This window comes from Shimia sediminis, assembly GCF_003990645.1.
GTDB lineage: Bacteria > Pseudomonadota > Alphaproteobacteria > Rhodobacterales > Rhodobacteraceae > Shimia > Shimia sediminis.
This window is the reverse complement of sequence record NZ_RYZK01000002.1, coordinates 681,291-697,669: the sequence shown is the minus strand read 5'-3', so window position 1 is coordinate 697,669 and position 16,379 is coordinate 681,291. Positions and strand designations below refer to the sequence as shown.

Below are 16,379 nucleotides of genomic sequence, written 5' to 3'. Positions count from 1 at the left end.
ATGTCGAAATTCCAACGTTCTGCTGCTTTTGGTGCGCCTGTGTTGAAACATTTGAATTGGCCGTGCGGCGTTTCGGGCTGTGGGATGCTGTGAGTGGTTTGTCTAAGATGGCAAGAAACGCTTGTGCGTGGAGATTTGACGATGAGATTGTTGTTCAAACTTACTGGGGCGGCCTTGGCGGCTGTGTCGCTTTCACCGATCCAGCTGATTGCAGATCAAGGGGATGACCTGGCCAAGCAGCTGGCCAATCCGATTGCCTCACTGATCAGCGTGCCTTTTCAGTTGAACTACGACGAAGGTTTTGGTGCCTCCGGGGATGGGTCGCGTCTGACTCTCAACATTCAACCGGTCATTCCGTTTGAGCTGAACGATGATTGGAACGTGATCTCGCGCACAATTCTGCCGGTGATCTCGCAAGAAGATTTCACACCGGGTACGTCGCAATCCGGGATTGGGGACGTGGTCCAGAGTTTCTTCTTTTCACCCAAGGCGCCGAGCGCAAGCGGGTGGATATGGGGGGCAGGGCCTGTTTTCCTGTTGCCAACGGCAACGGACAGTGCGCTGGGTCAGGACCAGCTTGGCGCCGGGATTACAGGTGTCGCGCTGAAACAAGTGGGCCCATGGACATATGGCGCGCTGGCCAATCACATCTGGGATGTCGGAGGTGGGTCCACGGATATCAACGCGACCTTCTTCCAGCCCTTCATCTCGTATATCACGCCAGAGAAATGGACGTTCTCGCTGAATACTGAGCTGACCTATGACTGGAACACGGATTCGGCCAATGTTCCGATCAACATGACAGCGACCAAGCTGATTCAGATCGGCAATCGACCTGTCAGCATTGGGGGTGGCCTGAGGTACTATGCGGACAGCCCGGCAGGCGGTGCTGACGGCTGGGGTGCGCGCATGATCGTGACGTACCTGTTCCCAAAATAGCACCTGCGCAGGGAATGGGGCGAGACTGACCCGCCCCAAACGCAAATTTCAGAAATCTTCGCCGAGACCGAAAGTTTCGGTCACATAGTCGATGTCCTTGTCCCCGCGACCGGACAGGTTGATCAGAATGGACTTGCCCGGGTTCTTGGCGGCTTCGCGCTGGGCAAAGGCTACGGCATGGGCACTTTCAAGCGCGGGAATGATGCCTTCGTAGCGGCTCAGGTCATAGAACGCCTTGAGTGCCTCTTTGTCGTCGGCGGCGGTATAGTTGGCGCGGCCGGTGCGGTAGAGGTGCGCGTGCTCGGGTCCGACACCGGGATAGTCGAGCCCGGAGGCAACCGTGTGTACCGGGGCGGGTTCACCGTTTTCATCCTTGAGAACCATGGTGCGGAAGCCATGAATGTCACCATCTTCGCCATAGGTGATGGTGGCGGCGTGCTCGCCCAGTTTCGAGGATGTTCCCAGAGGCTCAACGCCATAAAGCGCCACGTCGGCGTCCTCGATGAACCCGGCAAACATGCCCATGGCGTTTGACCCGCCGCCGACACAGGCCGCGACCATGTCGGGCAGCCCGCCGGTCATTTCAATGAACTGCTCGCGGGCTTCGATGCCGACGATGTGCTGGAAGTCGCGGACCATCATTGGGAAAGGGTGGGGACCAACGACCGAGCCAATTGCAAAAAGGGCCGTATCCGCCTGAGGGACATAAGATTCAAAGGCGGAATCCACCGCCTCTTTCAGGGAACGTCCGCCAAAGCCCACGGGAACAACGGTTGCCCCCAAGAGTTTCATGCGGGTGACGTTTGGTGCCTCTTTCGCGATGTCGATTTCACCCATGTGGATTTCGCATTCCATGCCGAAATAGGCGGCGGCGGTTGCCAGCGCGACGCCGTGCTGACCGGCGCCGGTTTCGGCCATCAGCTTGGTCTTGCCCATGTGTTTGGCCAACAGCGCCTCGGCCATGCAGTGGTTCAGCTTGTGCGCGCCAGTATGGTTCAGGTCTTCGCGCTTGGCATAGATTTGCGCGCCACCGGCACGGTCGCTGAGGTTTTTGAGGTACGAAACCGGGGTTGGACGCCCCTGAAAATGTTTACGGATGTAGCGCAGGTCGCGAATGAACTCGGCTGACTTTGAAATCTGCTGATAGGCCTCGTTGATTGCCTTGAAATGGGGTTCCAACGGGGGTGGCAGCATTGCTCCGCCGTACTCGCCAAAATAGCCGTCCGCGTTGGGGATGGTTTTCAGATAAGATGCCATTCGTGTTTTCCTGTCATGAGTTCACCGTGATTTGGCAGTGTTTTCAACGCGTAGCCAAGTTGTGAAAGTGTCGCGCTTGGTCGCATAAACTCGCGGCTATTCGCCGAGGGGGAAAGCATCGCCAAGTTTCCCGTTGTTGGGTGGCCGAGAGAGGATACTCTTTGACACAGCTTCGCGAGGGGCTTGGATCTGAATTACGGCAACGCCAGAAAACAAGGGATGGGACCTATGGGAAAACGTGACGACCTGATCGCCAAATACGCAGAAGATCTGCGCAGCAAATGTGGGATGGAGCCTGATATGGACCTGTTGACCAAGGTAACCATCGGCTGTGGTCCTGCGATCTACAACGATGATGCCTCGACCGTCGCGGCGACCCAGCCGGAAGAGCTGGAAACCGTGAAAAACAACTTTCTCATCAAGAAGTTGGCCCTGTCGGATGGGCCAGAGTTGATGGAAGCCATCAATTCGGTGATCGACACCTATGGGCGCAGCGAACGCAACAAGTATCGCGCGGTGGTTTACTATATGCTCACCAAGCATTTTGGAAAAGAATCCATCTACGGATGACATCCCCCTCAAGGGGATGAAATGCGCCCGCTTGACCAAGTTTGACCGCTTTAACCTCGTCGGTCATGCCCTCTTGGTTAAGCGGGTGTTTCTTTTTTGTCCTTGGTTCTAACTACTTGGTGTTTGTCCGAATCCGCAGGCTGGGATAGGTATAAATCAACGCCGCGCCAGGATGGCCGGAACCAGTTTCAAGAACACGTGTGGTGAGTAGGGAGCACGTGGGGTAACGGAGGTTCTGGCCGATGTGGGATCGGGTGGAGCCTCCGTTTTTAGTTGCGCAATCTACTTTTCCAAAGCCTGTTTCAGTTCATACAGTTTCTGCAGTGCTTCGCGCGGACTGAGGTCGTCCGGATGGACGTCTTCCAGTAACTCTTCGACCGGCGATGGACCCTTGACCGGGGCGGGAGCCGGAGCAGGCGTGGCGGCAAAGAGTGGCAGATCGTCGATCAAAGCCTTTTGCGCTGGCCCCTCGCGTTCGCCTTGTTCCAAAGCTTCGAGAACGACGCGCGCGCGCTCAACCACAACCGGGGGCAGGCCCGCGAGCTGTGCGACCTGAACACCATACGAGCGGTCGGCGGCACCCTTTTGGACTTCGTGCAGGAAGATTACCTCGCCTTCCCATTCTTTCACGGTCACGGTCGCGTTTTCGACTCCCTCCAATTTGCCCGCAAGAGCCGTCATTTCGTGGTAATGCGTGGCAAAGAGTGCCCGCGACTTGTTCATGTCGTGCAGGTGTTCGAGCGTTGCCCATGCGATGGACAACCCGTCGTAAGTGGCCGTGCCGCGTCCGATTTCATCAAGGATGACAAGGGCGCGATCGTCGGCCTGGTTCAGGATCGCAGCGGTTTCGACCATTTCGACCATAAAGGTCGAGCGCCCGCGCGCCAGATCGTCCGAGGCACCAACACGGCTAAAGAGTTGGCTCACCAGCCCGATGCGGGCTTTGTTCGCCGGGACAAAGCTGCCCATCTGGGCGAGCAGGGCAATCAGCGCGTTCTGGCGCAAAAAGGTCGATTTACCGGCCATGTTGGGACCGGTGAGCAACCAGATGCTGGCCTCGTCCCCGCCGGAAAGGTCGCAGTTGTTGGCGACAAACGGCGCGCCAGTCTTGCGCAGGGCGGCCTCAACCACTGGATGGCGACCGCCTTGGATGTGGAAATCGTGGCTTTCGTTGACCTCGGGACGGCACCAGTTCTCGGAAATGGCCAGCTCGGCGAGGCCGGTGGAGAGGTCGAATTCAGCCAACGCGCGGGCAGCGGCAGAAATAGGCCCGGCCTGATCCAGCACAGCAGCGCGCAGCATTTCGAACAGGCGCTTCTCGATTTCCAGCGCGCGATTGCCGGCGTTGAGGATCTTGGTCTCCATCTCGCTCAGTTCCACCGTGGTAAAGCGCACCTGATTGGCGGTGGTCTGGCGGTGGATGAAGGTCTCGGACAGTGGCGGCGACAGCATCGCGTCGGCGTGTTTGGCTGTGGTCTCGACGAAGTAGCCAAGGACGTTGTTATGCTTGATCTTGAGCGACTGAATGCCGGTGGTCTCAACGTATTGCGTCTGCATTCCGGCGATCACGCCTCGGCCTTCGTCGCGCAGCTGGCGGCTTTCGTCGAGTTCGCTGTCATAGTCGGGGGCGATGAAACCGCCGTCGCGGGCGAGCAGCGGAGGTTCGGCGATAAGGGCCTGATCGAGCAGCGCCAAGAGGTCGTCGTGCCCTTGAAGAGCGGTGAGGGCAGTTTGCAATACGTGAGGGAGTGCGTCAGGAAATGAGGCCAGAGCCAGATCCATTCCCTGACCAAGCGCATTGCGGATCGCGGCAAGATCGCGCGGGCCGCCACGGTCCAGCGAAAGTCGCGAGAGGGCACGATCCATGTCAGGCACGCTGCGCATGGTGTCGCGCAAAACTGCGGCAATGCCACGATGATCGGCGAAATAGCTGACGGAGTCGAGGCGGTCCTGCACGGTCGACAGGCGCAGGGACGGGGACGAGAGACGTTGTTCCAAGAGCCGCGCGCCGCCAGCGGTGAGTGTGCGGTCGATCACAGACAGAAGTGATCCGGCACGACCACCGGACAGGGCGTGGGTCAGCTCGAGGTTGCGACGCGTGGCGGCGTCGATCTGCATCACCGCCTGCGTTGCTTCGCGCATGGGCGGCCGCAGGAGCGGCAGTTTGCCTTTTTGGGTCAGGTCCAGGTAGTCGACGATTGCTCCAAGTGCGCCGATTTCGGGGCGTGCAAAGGTGCCAAAAGCCTCCAGAGAGTTGGTTTTAAACAGGGACGAGACCCGTTTTTCAGCATTGGTGGAATCGAATGAACCGCGGGATAGTGGGGTCAACGGGACGCCCATGTCAGAGACTATTTCAGCTAAACCCGGCTCTGATCCTTCGGCAACCAGCAATTCGGACGGTGCCAGTCTGGCCAACTCTGGTCCCAATCGCACTGGCGCGATTGGCATCACGTGCAGGCTGCCTGTCGAAATATCGGCCCAGGCCAGTGCCGCCTCATCCCGAACCACAGCGTAAGCGGCGAGGTAGTTGTGTCGGCGCGCATCCAAGAGCGAGTCTTCGGTCAGGGTGCCGGGGGTGACAAGGCGCACGACCTCGCGCCGCACGACAGCCTTGTAGCCGCGTTTTTTGGCCTCGGCCGGGCTTTCCATCTGTTCGCAGACAGCCACCCGGAACCCTTTGCGGATCAGGGTAAGGAAATACCCCTCGGCGGCATGATGGGGGACGCCACACATCGGGATCTCGGATCCTTCGTGTTTGCCGCGCTTGGTCAGTGCAATATCCAGCGCCTCAGCGGCGGCAACGGCATCGTCAAAAAACATCTCGTAAAAATCGCCCATGCGATAAAACAACAGGGCATCCGGATGCTCGGCCTTGATCTCGAGATATTGCGCCATCATCGGCGTGACGGCTGGCTTGGCTGCGTTCACGAGTGACATTCCCCCTGTCGTGGCCCTTTTCTTAGCAAATGCGGCACATTGCGCGAAAGGCGAAAGTGCTTGGCGGTTGTGAGATTCGCACCCTTGGGCTAAGAGGCCCGGAAGGTATCGGAGGAGTCAGCAAAATGGCCAACACCAAAGTCACTGCGGAAGAAGCGCTCGCGTTCCATCTGGAGCCGACTCCCGGCAAGTTCGAGATCAAGGCCTCGGTGCCGATGACCACGCAACGTGACCTGTCGCTGGCTTATTCTCCCGGTGTGGCTGTGCCCTGTGAGGCCATCGCGGCCGATCCGGCAACGGCCTATGATTACACCAACAAGGGCAACCTTGTGGCGGTGATCTCGAACGGGACCGCGGTTCTGGGCTTGGGCAACCTTGGCGCGCTGGGCTCGAAACCGGTGATGGAGGGCAAGGCGGTTTTGTTCAAACGCTTTGCCGACGTGAACTCGATCGACATCGAACTGGATACCGAAGATCCGGATGAGTTTATCAAGGCAGTGCGCCTGATGGGTCCGACCTTTGGGGGCATCAACCTTGAGGACATCAAGGCGCCTGAGTGTTTTATCATCGAGCAGACCCTGAAAGAGCAGATGGACATTCCAGTGTTCCATGACGATCAGCACGGTACTGCGGTGATCTGTGCCGCGGGTCTGATCAATGCACTGCACATCTCGGGCAAGAAGATCGAAGACTGCAAGATTGTTCTGAACGGCGCGGGCGCAGCGGGCATTGCCTGTATCGAATTGCTGAAATCGATGGGCGCCAAGCATGACAACTGCATCACCTGTGACACCAAGGGCGTGATCTATCAGGGACGTACCGAGGGTATGAACCAGTGGAAGTCGGCCCATGCGGTGAAAACCGATCTGCGTACGCTGGAAGAAGCCATGAAAGGCGCTGACGTGTTCCTCGGCGTTTCTGCCAAGGGTGCTGTGACGTCCGAGATGGTCGCCTCGATGAACGACGATCCGGTGATCTTTGCCATGGCCAACCCCGATCCGGAGATCACACCGGAAGAGGCCCACGCCGTACGTGCCGACGCCATTGTTGCGACGGGCCGGTCGGACTATCCAAACCAGGTCAACAACGTGTTGGGTTTCCCATACCTGTTCCGGGGTGCGTTGGACATTCATGCCCGCGCCATCAACGACGAAATGAAGATCGCCTGCGCCGAGGCGCTGGCCGAGCTTGCGCGTGAAGACGTGCCGGACGAGGTTGCCATGGCCTATGGCCGCAAGTTGTCCTTTGGTCGGGACTACATCATCCCGACCCCATTTGATCCGCGCCTTATCCACCGCATTCCCCCTGCCGTTGCCAAGGCTGGCATGGACACTGGCGTGGCGCGTCGTCCGATCATCGATATGGATGGGTACGAAGAAACACTGCGCTCGCGAATGGATCCAACGGCGTCGATCCTGCGCGGCCTCAACGCGCGTGCGCGTCATGCTCAAGCGCGGATGATCTTTGCAGAAGGCGACGATCCCCGTGTTTTGCGGGCGGCTGTCACCTATCAGCGCAACGGCTTTGGCAAGGCATTGGTTGTCGGTCGCGAAGCGGATGTGAAACAGAAACTCGAAGCCGCAGGACTGGGCGATGCAGTGCGCGAGATCGAAGTGGTCAACGCGGCGAACACGAGGCATCTGGAGACCTATACCGACTTTCTCTACGAACGCCTGCAACGCAAGGGCTTTGACCGCCATGACGTGTTCAAGCTGGCCGCACGGGATCGCCACGTGTTCTCATCCCTGATGCTGCAACATGGTCACGGGGACGCGCTGGTGACCGGCGCGACTCGCAAGTCGGCGCATGTGCTGCAACTGGTAAACCATGTGATTGATGCCAGTACCGAAAATGGCGCCGTGGGCGTCACAGCGTTGTTGCATAACGGGCGCATTGTGCTGATTGCCGATACGCTGGTGCATGAATGGCCGGATGAGGAAGATCTTGCCAATATCGCGGAACGTGCTGCTGGAGTGGCCCGTCATATGGGTCTGGAACCGCGTGTAGCGTTTGTCAGTTTCTCGACCTTTGGGTACCCGGTGTCGGAACGCGCACAAAAGCTGCACGTCGCGCCTCAGGTTCTGGATCGGCGGGGCGTGGATTTTGAGTACGAAGGCGAGATGACCGTGGATGTGGCTCTGAACCCACGCGCTCAGGAAAACTATCCGTTCCAGCGCCTGACCGGCCCGGCGAACATCCTCGTGGTGCCAGCGCGCCACTCGGCGTCGATCTCGACCAAGCTGATGCAGGAAATGGCGGGTGCAACGGTGATCGGTCCGATCCTGTCGGGCGTTGATCATTCGATCCAGATATGTTCGACCGGCTCGACCGCAAACGACATCCTGAACATGGCGGTGATGGCTGCGGCCAAGATCGGCTGAGACGACGACAAAGCTTGATGTTTTGTGCAGGTCGGGCATTGTTGCCCGGCCTGTTTTCTTTTGTTGGTGTTTCTTATGGCGATCTACAATCTCGGGTCCATCAACGCGGATTTTTTCTATCGCGTTCCACACTTGCCCGCTGCCGGGGAAACCCTGGCGGCGACGTCGGTTTTGCGGGGGTTGGGCGGCAAGGGCACCAACATGTCGGTGGCCGCAGCCCGTGCGGCGGCCCGGACCATTCACATTGGCGCAGTGGGGGAAGACGGCAAATGGGCGGTCGAACGGTTGCTGGAGTACGGCGTCGATACGCGCCACATCGCGACTCTGCCCGAGACCCCGACGGGCCATGCCATCATCAACGTGGATGATGCGGGTGAGAATGCCATCGTGTTACTGCCGGGGGCCAATCACGTGATTTCCGAGGCGGCGATTGGCTCTGCGCTGAGCGAGGCATCGCCAGGGGATACGCTGCTGATCCAGAATGAAACCAACAATCAGGCTTATGCTGCCGAAATGGCCAAACAGCTGGATTTGTTTACGGCCTGTGCCGCCGCGCCTTTTGAGGCCGAAGCGATGCAGGCCGTGTTGCCCTATACAGACATTCTGTTTCTGAACGCAGTTGAGGCAGCGCAGTTTGAGCAGGCCACCGGACAGGCCCCGCCCGATTTGCCGGTAAGCCAGGTGATCGTGACCAAGGGTAGTCAGGGGTGCTCGCTCTATGACAATGGCTCTGGTGAGATTCGGCATTTCCCCGCATTGCCGGTGACGCCGGTCGACACGACCGGTGCAGGGGATACCTTTACCGGGTATGTGTTGGCGGCGCTGGACCGGGGCATGCCGATGCCTCAGGCGATTGCGCTGGCGACACGCGCCTCTGCCTTGATGGTGACGCGACACGGTACGGCCGATGTGATCCCGGACCTGAAGGAGGTTCAGGACGCGAGTTTCTAAACAGAGTCTGACCGGACCGTCCGCGGCCCCCTGCGCCCTTGGCAGAGAATCAGCCCGAAAACACAAGGGTTAATGGCCAAAACCCACATCTGTATCGCGTCGGTATAACGTCGCTATTGCGTCGGTGTTGGGGGCGGCATCCGAAGAAATTAACGCGCCGGTCGGTAGGTCGGACAAAATTGTCCGACCTACGGGGCGTTTGCGCCCTTACTCAGCCACTTCGTCCGCATTGAGGAACCCGCCAGACTGTCGCGCCCAAAAGCTGGCATAAAGCCCGTCTTGGGTCAGAAGTTCAGCGTGGGTGCCTTCTTCGACGATGTGACCGCCATCCAGCACAAGGATGCGATCCATCCGCGCGATAGTGGACAGACGGTGCGCGATGGCAATCACGGTTTTGCCCTCCATCAGACCATAGAGCGTTTCCTGAATCGCGGCCTCGACTTCGGAATCAAGTGCACTGGTGGCTTCATCGAGCAGGAGGATTGGCGCATCCTTGAGCATGACACGCGCCAGCGTGATCCGCTGACGCTGCCCACCTGAGAGTTTCACGCCGCGTTCACCCACCTGCGCGTCATAGCCGGAACGCCCCTCGGGGTCCTGCAGGTCCATGACAAAATCATGCGCTTCGGCCTTGCGGGCAGCATCGAGCATCTGTTCCTCGGTCGCATCCGGGCGACCGTAGAGGATGTTTTCGCGGACCGACCGATGCAAGAGGGAGCTGTCCTGCTGGACCATGCCAATCTTGTCCCGCAAAGAGTCCTGCGTGACCCCCGCAATATCCTGACCGTCGATCAGGATGCGTCCGGCTTCGGCATCGTAAAACCGCAAGAGGAGCTTCACGAGCGTTGATTTGCCCGCGCCAGAGCGGCCAATCAGGCCAATCTTTTCGCCGGGCTGAATGGTGAGAGAAATGGCGTCCAGACCCCCGGCACCACGCCCATAGTGGTGAGATAGAGACTGAATCTCGACTTTTCCGTCTTGCATGGCAAGCGGTTGCGCGCCTTTGGAATCGACAAGCGTGATGGGCTGCGCAATGGTCTCCATCCCCTCGGCAACAACGCCAAGTTGCCGAAAGAAGGTGGTCAACGCCCACATGATCCAGCCGGTCATAGCATTCAGGCGCAGCGTCAGTGCGGTGGCTGCAGCAACGACGCCAACGCTGGCGGCACCCTGCATCCAGAGCCAAATCGCCCAGCCGACAACCGCGACAATCAACAGACCATTCAGTGTCACCAGCATGATGTCCATGATGGTGTAGATGCGCATCTCATCCCGGAAGGTTGTTCGCGAATACTCGATGGCCTCTTTGGCATACTCCATCTCGCGCTCATCATGCGCAAAGAGCTTGACCGAATGGATGTTTGTATAGGCATCGACCACCCGACCCGTGACCTGCGAGCGGGCGTCGGATGCGCGTTTCGAGGCCGGGCCCACCCGCACCATCGTCCAGCGCACCAAGAGGGCGTAGAGCACCAGCCAGCCAAGCATGGGCAGGACCAACCTCGGGTCACTGTCGCTGAGCAGGATCGCGGCGCCCACGAAATACGCGATGGAAAAGGTGATGGCATCAAAGACCTGGAACACGGCTTCGCCCGCGGCGGGAGGCGTCTGCATGATCCGGTTGGCGATGCGGCCGGCAAAGTCGTTTTCAAACCAGCCCACTGATTGGCGCAGCACGTGTTTGTGTGAACGGTATCGGATCAGCGTGCCAAAATTGGGCAGGATGGTGTTGTTCAGCAAAAGCACATCGAAGGCCTGAAGTGCGGGGCGCAAAAGCAGGATAAACAGCGCCATCAGGATAAGCTCGGTGCCGTGCTCTGCCCAGACTTGCGCAGGTTCGCCGCCGAGGATGTCCACGATGCGCCCCATATAGCCGATCAGGAAGATTTCGACTGTGGCCACGACAATCGACATGATCCCGGCCACCCAAAAGACTCGTTTAAACGGCTGGGAATAGTCCCAAAGGAACGGCCATAATTTGGTCGGCGGCGTATCGGTTTCCGGATAGTCGCAATAGGGGTCAACGAGGTTTTCGAAAAACTTGAACATGGAAGGGGTCCGAAACTGGAAATGCAAAATGGTCCGGCAAAGCCAGTTGGCAATACCGATGTGAGGTTAGCTTTGGCTCAGGTCAGCCAGATACCTCGATACATTTTGCACCCTCCTTGCTCATTGGGTTTGGGGACTGTGGGGCAGGGTGGGGGCCTGTGTCAACTGCCGGGTAGCAAAACCATGATTGAGAAAATGGCGAGTGCGACCGCCATGCATCGCGTGAAAAGGGCCCAGGCGAGCGGGGTGGTCAGCAGAAACGACAAGAGTGCACCAGTGCAGGACCAGAACAGGCAGACAAAAAGGTTGATACCGGAAAAGGCGCTGCCGAGACGCAAAGCCTCGAGGTGAAGCGGCAGGTCAGAGGCATAGGCTGAGGCCGCAGCAAGGGCGACGATCCAGACCTTGGGGTTTACCCATTGGAACAGTACGGCTTCGACCAATGTGAAGGGGCGGTCATCGTCGATCGTGTGGCCCGGCCGGGACGTCCAAAGGCGGTATGCCATCCACATGATCCAGATGGCCGATATGGTCTTGAGAGTCCATTCGAGAACCGGCCATTTCAACAGGATCGCGCCAATTCCAAGACCGGTCAGAGCGGACGTGATGCCAACCCCGATCACCACGCCAAAAAGATGTGGAAGGGTGCGGCGAATTCCAAACCGTGCGCCCGAGGATGTGAGCAGGATCACGTTGGGTCCGGGGCTGAACAGACCGAGGAAGACAAAGGCGTAGAGCGGGTCTATTTGGGCAAAAAACGCTGAAATAGTCACTGTTTTTGCTTCAGGAGTTCTTGCCGTCTCAAGGTGAATCCAGAGGCGATCCAGAGGGCCTCGAGCCGCTTCAGCTCAGCCCCCAGTGTCGGGCCGCTCAGCGCTGGCATGAGGTCAGCGGGTTTGACCGGGAAGGTGGCTTTGGCCCCTGCTGCGATCTCGTTGCGCCATGTCGGAGACATGGGCATTTCGAGCAGGGCCGCGCGCAGGAGCAGGACCGAAAGTGCGGTGCCTGTCCCATGTTGATAGGCCAGTGAGCCAGCGGTTTCGGGCGTGCCGATGGCGTTGTGCAGCGTGTCGAGCAGGCGGGTCTGTTTCTTGGAGAGGCGCAGGCCTTTGGCGACGTTCTGACCGCCAAGGGCGGCAAGGCGGCGGATTGGATCGGGGTTGGCGCCGATCTCTTGTTCGAGGTGCACCAGGGGGGCCAGCGCGCGGTCGTCGGCGCCGGTGATGACAGTTGTAAGCGCGCCGGTCTGGCGCATGGCGGCAACGGCGGGGGCGGGATCGGGCGCAGCGAGCAGCTTGAGCATTTCAGCGCCGAGGCGTTCTTTGGAGAGGGTGTTGATGCCGTCGATGTTCGTCGCAATGGCGGCGAGCGCGTCGGGATCCATGCCCTGCGCGGTGTCTCCGTACCAGGCATGAAATCGGAAATAGCGCAGGATTCGCAGGTAATCTTCGCGGATGCGCAGATCGGCGTCGTCGATGAACCGGACGCGGCGGGCCAGAAGGTCGGTCATGCCGCCCAAGGGGTCGACGATGGTACCATCGGGCTGTGCGTAAAGCGCGTTCATGGTGAAGTCGCGGCGGTGGGCGTCATCTTCGGCCTGTTTGGAAAAGGCGACGACGGCACGGCGGCCATCGGTTTCGACATCCTTGCGGAAGGTGGTGATCTCGTGCGGGATGTGGTCAGCGACAACTGTGATGGTGCCATGATCGATGCCGGTGGGAATGGCGTGCAGACCGGCGCGGGCGGCAAGGTCGATCACGGTTTCCGGCATGGCATCTGTGGAGATGTCGAGATCGTTCACCGCGACCCCAAACAGCGCGTTGCGCACACATCCACCGACAAACAGCGCCTGATATCCGGCGTCGGTCAGCATCGCGCAGACCTTTTGGGTGTGCGGATTGTCTAACCAGTCGCCGGAAATGCGTGTCACGGGTTCATCCTCTCGGCCAGCCCCCGCAGGATACGCGCGGTGGCCCCCCAGATGTAATAGGGTCCGAAGGGGACCGTAAAGTAGGAACGCTTCTGTCCCATCCAGCGGCGCGACTGGACCGAGAACTGCGCAGGGTTGGTGACATGCGCGAGCGGGACCGAGAAGACCTCATCCACCTCACCGGGCTCTGGAATGATGTCAAATGCGTCTCTAACACGGCCCAAAACGGGTGTAACGGTAAAGCTGGTGACCGTTTCGTGAAACGGAAGGGTCCCCAGGACTTCAACGTTGTTCTCAGGCAAACCAATCTCTTCGCGCGCCTCGCGCAGGGCTGCGGCGACGACGTCCACGTCACTTTCGTCCTGTTTGCCGCCCGGAAAGGCGATCTGGCCGGGGTGGTGTTTCAGGTGCGAGGCACGTTTGGTCAGGATGACATGGGGCACATTTGCACGCATCTCAATCGGCACCAGAACCCCAGCGGGGCGCAGTTTGCGCCCCTCGGGCAGGACCACGTCGGGGTTCAGATCAAAATCTGAAGAGGCCCCTGTCTCGCGTTCCAGAGAGGCCAAAAGAGAGGCGAGCGGATCACTCACTGTCTGCGGCCTTCGCATCCTTGCCGACGGTTGTCGGGTCGAGGTCATAGTGCGCACCACAGAACTGGCAATCGGCGGTCACGCGGCCCTCGGGCGTGGTCATTTTTTCGATGTCCTTGGCTGAGTAGATCGAGAGCGACTGGCGCACACGATCTTCGGAACAGGAGCATCCGAATTTGACGGGTTGGGCGTCATAGACCCGCGGTGCCTCTTCGTGGAACAGGCGTATGAGGAGATCAGCGGGCGAAACGGATGGCCCGATCATCTCGAGATCTTCCACGCTGTCCAACAGGATGTTGGCGCGGTTCCAGTTCTCGCTGTCATCTTCGTTCAGCACATCCTGAGCCAGCAGCAGGCCCCCTTCGCCGCTGCCGCCCTCGCCGGACACATGCGGAGAGGCTTTGGGCATGTGCTGCAGCATAATGCCACCGGCGCGCCAGTGTTCAGGCACACCGGGTTCGATAGATTTGCCAAAGCGCAGGGCAAATCGCGTGGCCAGCTGCTCGGACTGAGCAAAGTAGGCCTCGGCACTTGCCTTGAGCGAGCCGCCTGTCAGCCCGCTGATGCCTTGGTAAGGCTCCATGCCCTTACCCTGGTCGATCAGTACGGCGAAGTACCCGTTGCCGATCTGGTCAAAGGGCTCACCATCCGTAATGCGGTCACCATCAAAGCTGGCATAGGCGCGGATGCGCGCGGGTTCACCGTCTTCCGAGGGACCATAATAGTCTGTCGCGATCATGCGTACGGGCCCGTTGGACTGAACCTGCAACGAGAGCTTCCACCGAAGCTTGATTGTCTGACCGATCAGCGCCGTCAAAAGCGTCATCTCGGCGACCAGCGCTTCGACCGCGGGAGGATAGTTGTGCTGTTTCAGCACGCCATCGAGCACACCGTCGAGGCGCGCCACGCGACCGCGAATATCCGAATTGTCCAGTTGGAACGGCAAAACAGTGTCGTCCCAGGCAATTTTGTTACCAAGTGTCATGGAGCGTTTCCTATAGGCTTTCCTTGCCATACCGCGACTATATAAGGGCGGCAAGTCGAACAAAAAGGGGCAGGGGCCATGATCCGCAGATTTGGCGAACCACCACGGCGCGATGTGAAATACAGGATGCGTCCCGGCGCCTATGCTGTGTTGTTGCGTGGCGATCAGATGTTGGTCACTTTCCAAGCTGAACCGGACTATGAGTTTCAATTGCCCGGAGGGGGGATAGATCCCGGCGAGTCGCCTGTCATGGCGTTGCATCGGGAAGTCTATGAAGAAACAGGCTGGCGCATCTCAAAGCCATTGCGATTGGGTGCATTTCGGCGGTTTGTGTACATGCCGGAGTATGAAATCTGGGCGGAGAAACTGTGCACGATCTATATGGCGCGCCCTACCCATCGGCTGGGGCTGCCAACTGAACCGGGCCATACGGCGCATTGGATGGACCCGGAGCAGGCGTTACCCTTGCTTGCGAATGAGGGGGATCGGCACTTTGCCGAAATGATCCTGCGCTAGAGCCATGGACCGCGGTATTCGAACAGGATGCCCGAAATGTCATCCGGGAAGCTGGCGCCACCAGAAAACTCTCCAAGCTGCCAGATCAACGTTTCAAGCATGGTTTCGATGCTCTGGTCCTTGAGATCGCCCAGCATTTCGGTCAGCCCGTCTTCTCCCAACATGTCCCCCGAGGCACCCGGGCATTCGGTCACCCCGTCCGACAGCACCAACAGACGGTCGCCGGGGTTCAGACATTCTTCGAAGGGGCTGAATTCTGCCCCCTCAATCAGGCCGACCGGCAGGCCACCCGGCCCATCCTGTTCGATTGTGCCGTCAGCGCGCAGGATCACCGGGTGCGGGTGCCCTGCCTGAGCCATTTCAAGGTGTCCGGTCTGCAAATCAACGATCGCAAGCAGCATCGTAAAGTAATGCTCAGTTTCCATCTCTTCCATGATGATGCGATTGAGCGTGGCTATGACCTCGTTCGGGGGGACGTAGGATTGGGTGCCGTCCGGCAACAACTGGAGGGCCACGTTCTGTTCCACCGAAGAAGACGACAGGTAACCTGCGAGCCGTGCAGTTATCAAGGCCGAGCTGATGCCGTGTCCGGATACGTCAATGGCATAAAGACCAACAAGGCTGTCGCTGATCCGGTATTGGCCAACGAGATCGCCGCCAACATGGCCCGATGATCGCAACTCCAGCGATACCGCGCCGGTTCCGAAGTCCTGGAAGCGCTCGCGGACCAGCGATTGTTGCAACTTCTTGGCTTCCATCAGGTCATTGTCGAGCGAATCATAGAGCCGCTGCAATTCGTCCAGCGTTTCTGAAATGACCGTGTTCTTGTCTGTCAGTTCCTTCTGCATGCGCAGGATTCGTTCTCCGGCGCTGATCCGGGCACGCAGTTCGTGTGCGTTCACCGGCTTCATCACAAAGTCATCTGCGCCGCCTTCTAGGCCGCGCACGACCTCTTCCTTTTCGCTTTTCGACGTCAGCAGGATAAAATACCCGTACTGATCCCCCGGCAGGGCGCGAAAGGCCTGGCAGAACTCGAGCCCGTCCATTCCGGGCATTACAAGGTCGCTGAGAATGAGGTCCGGTGGTGTTTTGCGACAGATTTCAAGGGCTTGATCGCCGGATTCGGCCTCAAGCACCTCATAGCCGTCGCGCGTGAGCGAAGCGCTGAGAATGCGCCGTTGCAAACGGCTGTCGTCCACCAGCAAAACCCGACGGATGGCTCCGCCAGGTGTTGCCACATCTTCCTTTGCAGTCGCTTCCTGCACACCAAA

General features: G+C 59.1%; 13 protein-coding genes. 5 read left to right on the top strand and 8 right to left on the bottom strand.

The window, feature by feature from the left end:
• Positions 1 to 141: 141 nt before the first annotated feature.
• A complete protein-coding gene (locus EK369_RS07945) occupies positions 142 to 939 on the top strand; it encodes a transporter (RefSeq protein ID WP_206198054.1) in 798 nt (265 codons plus the stop codon).
• Positions 940 to 987: 48 nt separating this feature from the next.
• Here EK369_RS07945 and trpB read toward each other — a convergent pair whose 3' ends face one another.
• The gene (trpB, locus tag EK369_RS07940) at positions 988 to 2,196 is read right to left on the bottom strand and encodes a tryptophan synthase subunit beta (RefSeq protein ID WP_127113223.1); all 1,209 of its coding nucleotides are present in this window, start codon (positions 2,194 to 2,196) and stop codon (positions 988 to 990) included.
• 228 nt (positions 2,197 to 2,424) lie between these two features.
• On the opposite strand from trpB, the gene EK369_RS07935 reads away from it, so the two are divergent.
• Positions 2,425 to 2,766: a DUF2853 family protein gene (locus EK369_RS07935; protein ID WP_127113221.1), complete on the top strand. Its 342-nt coding sequence runs from the start codon at positions 2,425 to 2,427 to the stop codon at positions 2,764 to 2,766.
• 282 nt (positions 2,767 to 3,048) lie between these two features.
• On the opposite strand, the gene mutS is transcribed toward EK369_RS07935, so the two are convergent.
• Positions 3,049 to 5,703: a DNA mismatch repair protein MutS gene (mutS, locus tag EK369_RS07930; protein ID WP_235871366.1), complete on the bottom strand. Its 2,655-nt coding sequence runs from the start codon at positions 5,701 to 5,703 to the stop codon at positions 3,049 to 3,051.
• A 125-nt stretch (positions 5,704 to 5,828) separates the two neighbouring features.
• On the opposite strand from mutS, the gene EK369_RS07925 reads away from it, so the two are divergent.
• Together EK369_RS07925 and EK369_RS07920 are read left to right on the top strand one after the other, a co-directional pair.
• Positions 5,829 to 8,084, top strand: coding sequence for an NADP-dependent malic enzyme (locus EK369_RS07925; RefSeq protein WP_127113219.1), 2,256 nt, complete (start codon positions 5,829 to 5,831; stop codon positions 8,082 to 8,084).
• Between the two features lie 75 nt (positions 8,085 to 8,159).
• Positions 8,160 to 9,035, top strand: a complete 876-nt coding sequence (locus EK369_RS07920; RefSeq protein ID WP_127113217.1) for a ribokinase — start codon at positions 8,160 to 8,162, stop codon at positions 9,033 to 9,035.
• Positions 9,036 to 9,242: 207 nt separating this feature from the next.
• Here the strand turns inward: EK369_RS07920 and EK369_RS07915 are convergent, their stop codons facing one another.
• The 5 genes from EK369_RS07915 to hslO all read right to left on the bottom strand — a co-directional run bounded on the left by EK369_RS07915 (position 9,243) and on the right by hslO (position 14,592).
• Positions 9,243 to 11,084 (bottom strand): ABC transporter ATP-binding protein, encoded by a 1,842-nt coding sequence (locus tag EK369_RS07915; protein ID WP_127113215.1) that lies wholly within the window; start codon positions 11,082 to 11,084, stop codon positions 9,243 to 9,245.
• A gap of 161 nt (positions 11,085 to 11,245) precedes the next feature.
• Complete coding sequence (locus EK369_RS07910) at positions 11,246 to 11,857, bottom strand: LysE family translocator (protein WP_235871365.1); 612 nt, start codon at positions 11,855 to 11,857, stop codon at positions 11,246 to 11,248.
• The gene (locus tag EK369_RS07905) at positions 11,854 to 13,014 is read right to left on the bottom strand and encodes a CCA tRNA nucleotidyltransferase (protein ID WP_235871364.1); all 1,161 of its coding nucleotides are present in this window, start codon (positions 13,012 to 13,014) and stop codon (positions 11,854 to 11,856) included. The genes EK369_RS07910 and EK369_RS07905 overlap by 4 nt, the downstream gene beginning before the upstream one ends.
• A complete protein-coding gene (locus tag EK369_RS07900) occupies positions 13,011 to 13,625 on the bottom strand; it encodes a CoA pyrophosphatase (RefSeq protein ID WP_127113213.1) in 615 nt (204 codons plus the stop codon). The genes EK369_RS07905 and EK369_RS07900 overlap by 4 nt, the downstream gene beginning before the upstream one ends.
• Complete coding sequence (hslO, locus tag EK369_RS07895) at positions 13,600 to 14,592, bottom strand: Hsp33 family molecular chaperone HslO (protein ID WP_127113211.1); 993 nt, start codon at positions 14,590 to 14,592, stop codon at positions 13,600 to 13,602. Before hslO ends, EK369_RS07900 begins: the two co-directional genes overlap by 26 nt.
• Positions 14,593 to 14,670: 78 nt before the next feature.
• Between hslO and EK369_RS07890 the strand changes: the two genes are divergently transcribed.
• Complete coding sequence (locus EK369_RS07890; protein ID WP_127113209.1) at positions 14,671 to 15,108, top strand: NUDIX hydrolase; 438 nt, start codon at positions 14,671 to 14,673, stop codon at positions 15,106 to 15,108.
• Here the strand turns inward: EK369_RS07890 and EK369_RS07885 are convergent.
• Positions 15,105 to 16,373 carry a PP2C family protein-serine/threonine phosphatase gene (locus EK369_RS07885; protein ID WP_235871362.1) on the bottom strand — a complete coding sequence of 423 codons (1,269 nt, stop codon included), beginning with the start codon at positions 16,371 to 16,373 and terminating at the stop codon, positions 15,105 to 15,107. The genes EK369_RS07890 and EK369_RS07885 overlap by 4 nt on opposite strands.
• Positions 16,374 to 16,379 lie beyond the last annotated feature (6 nt).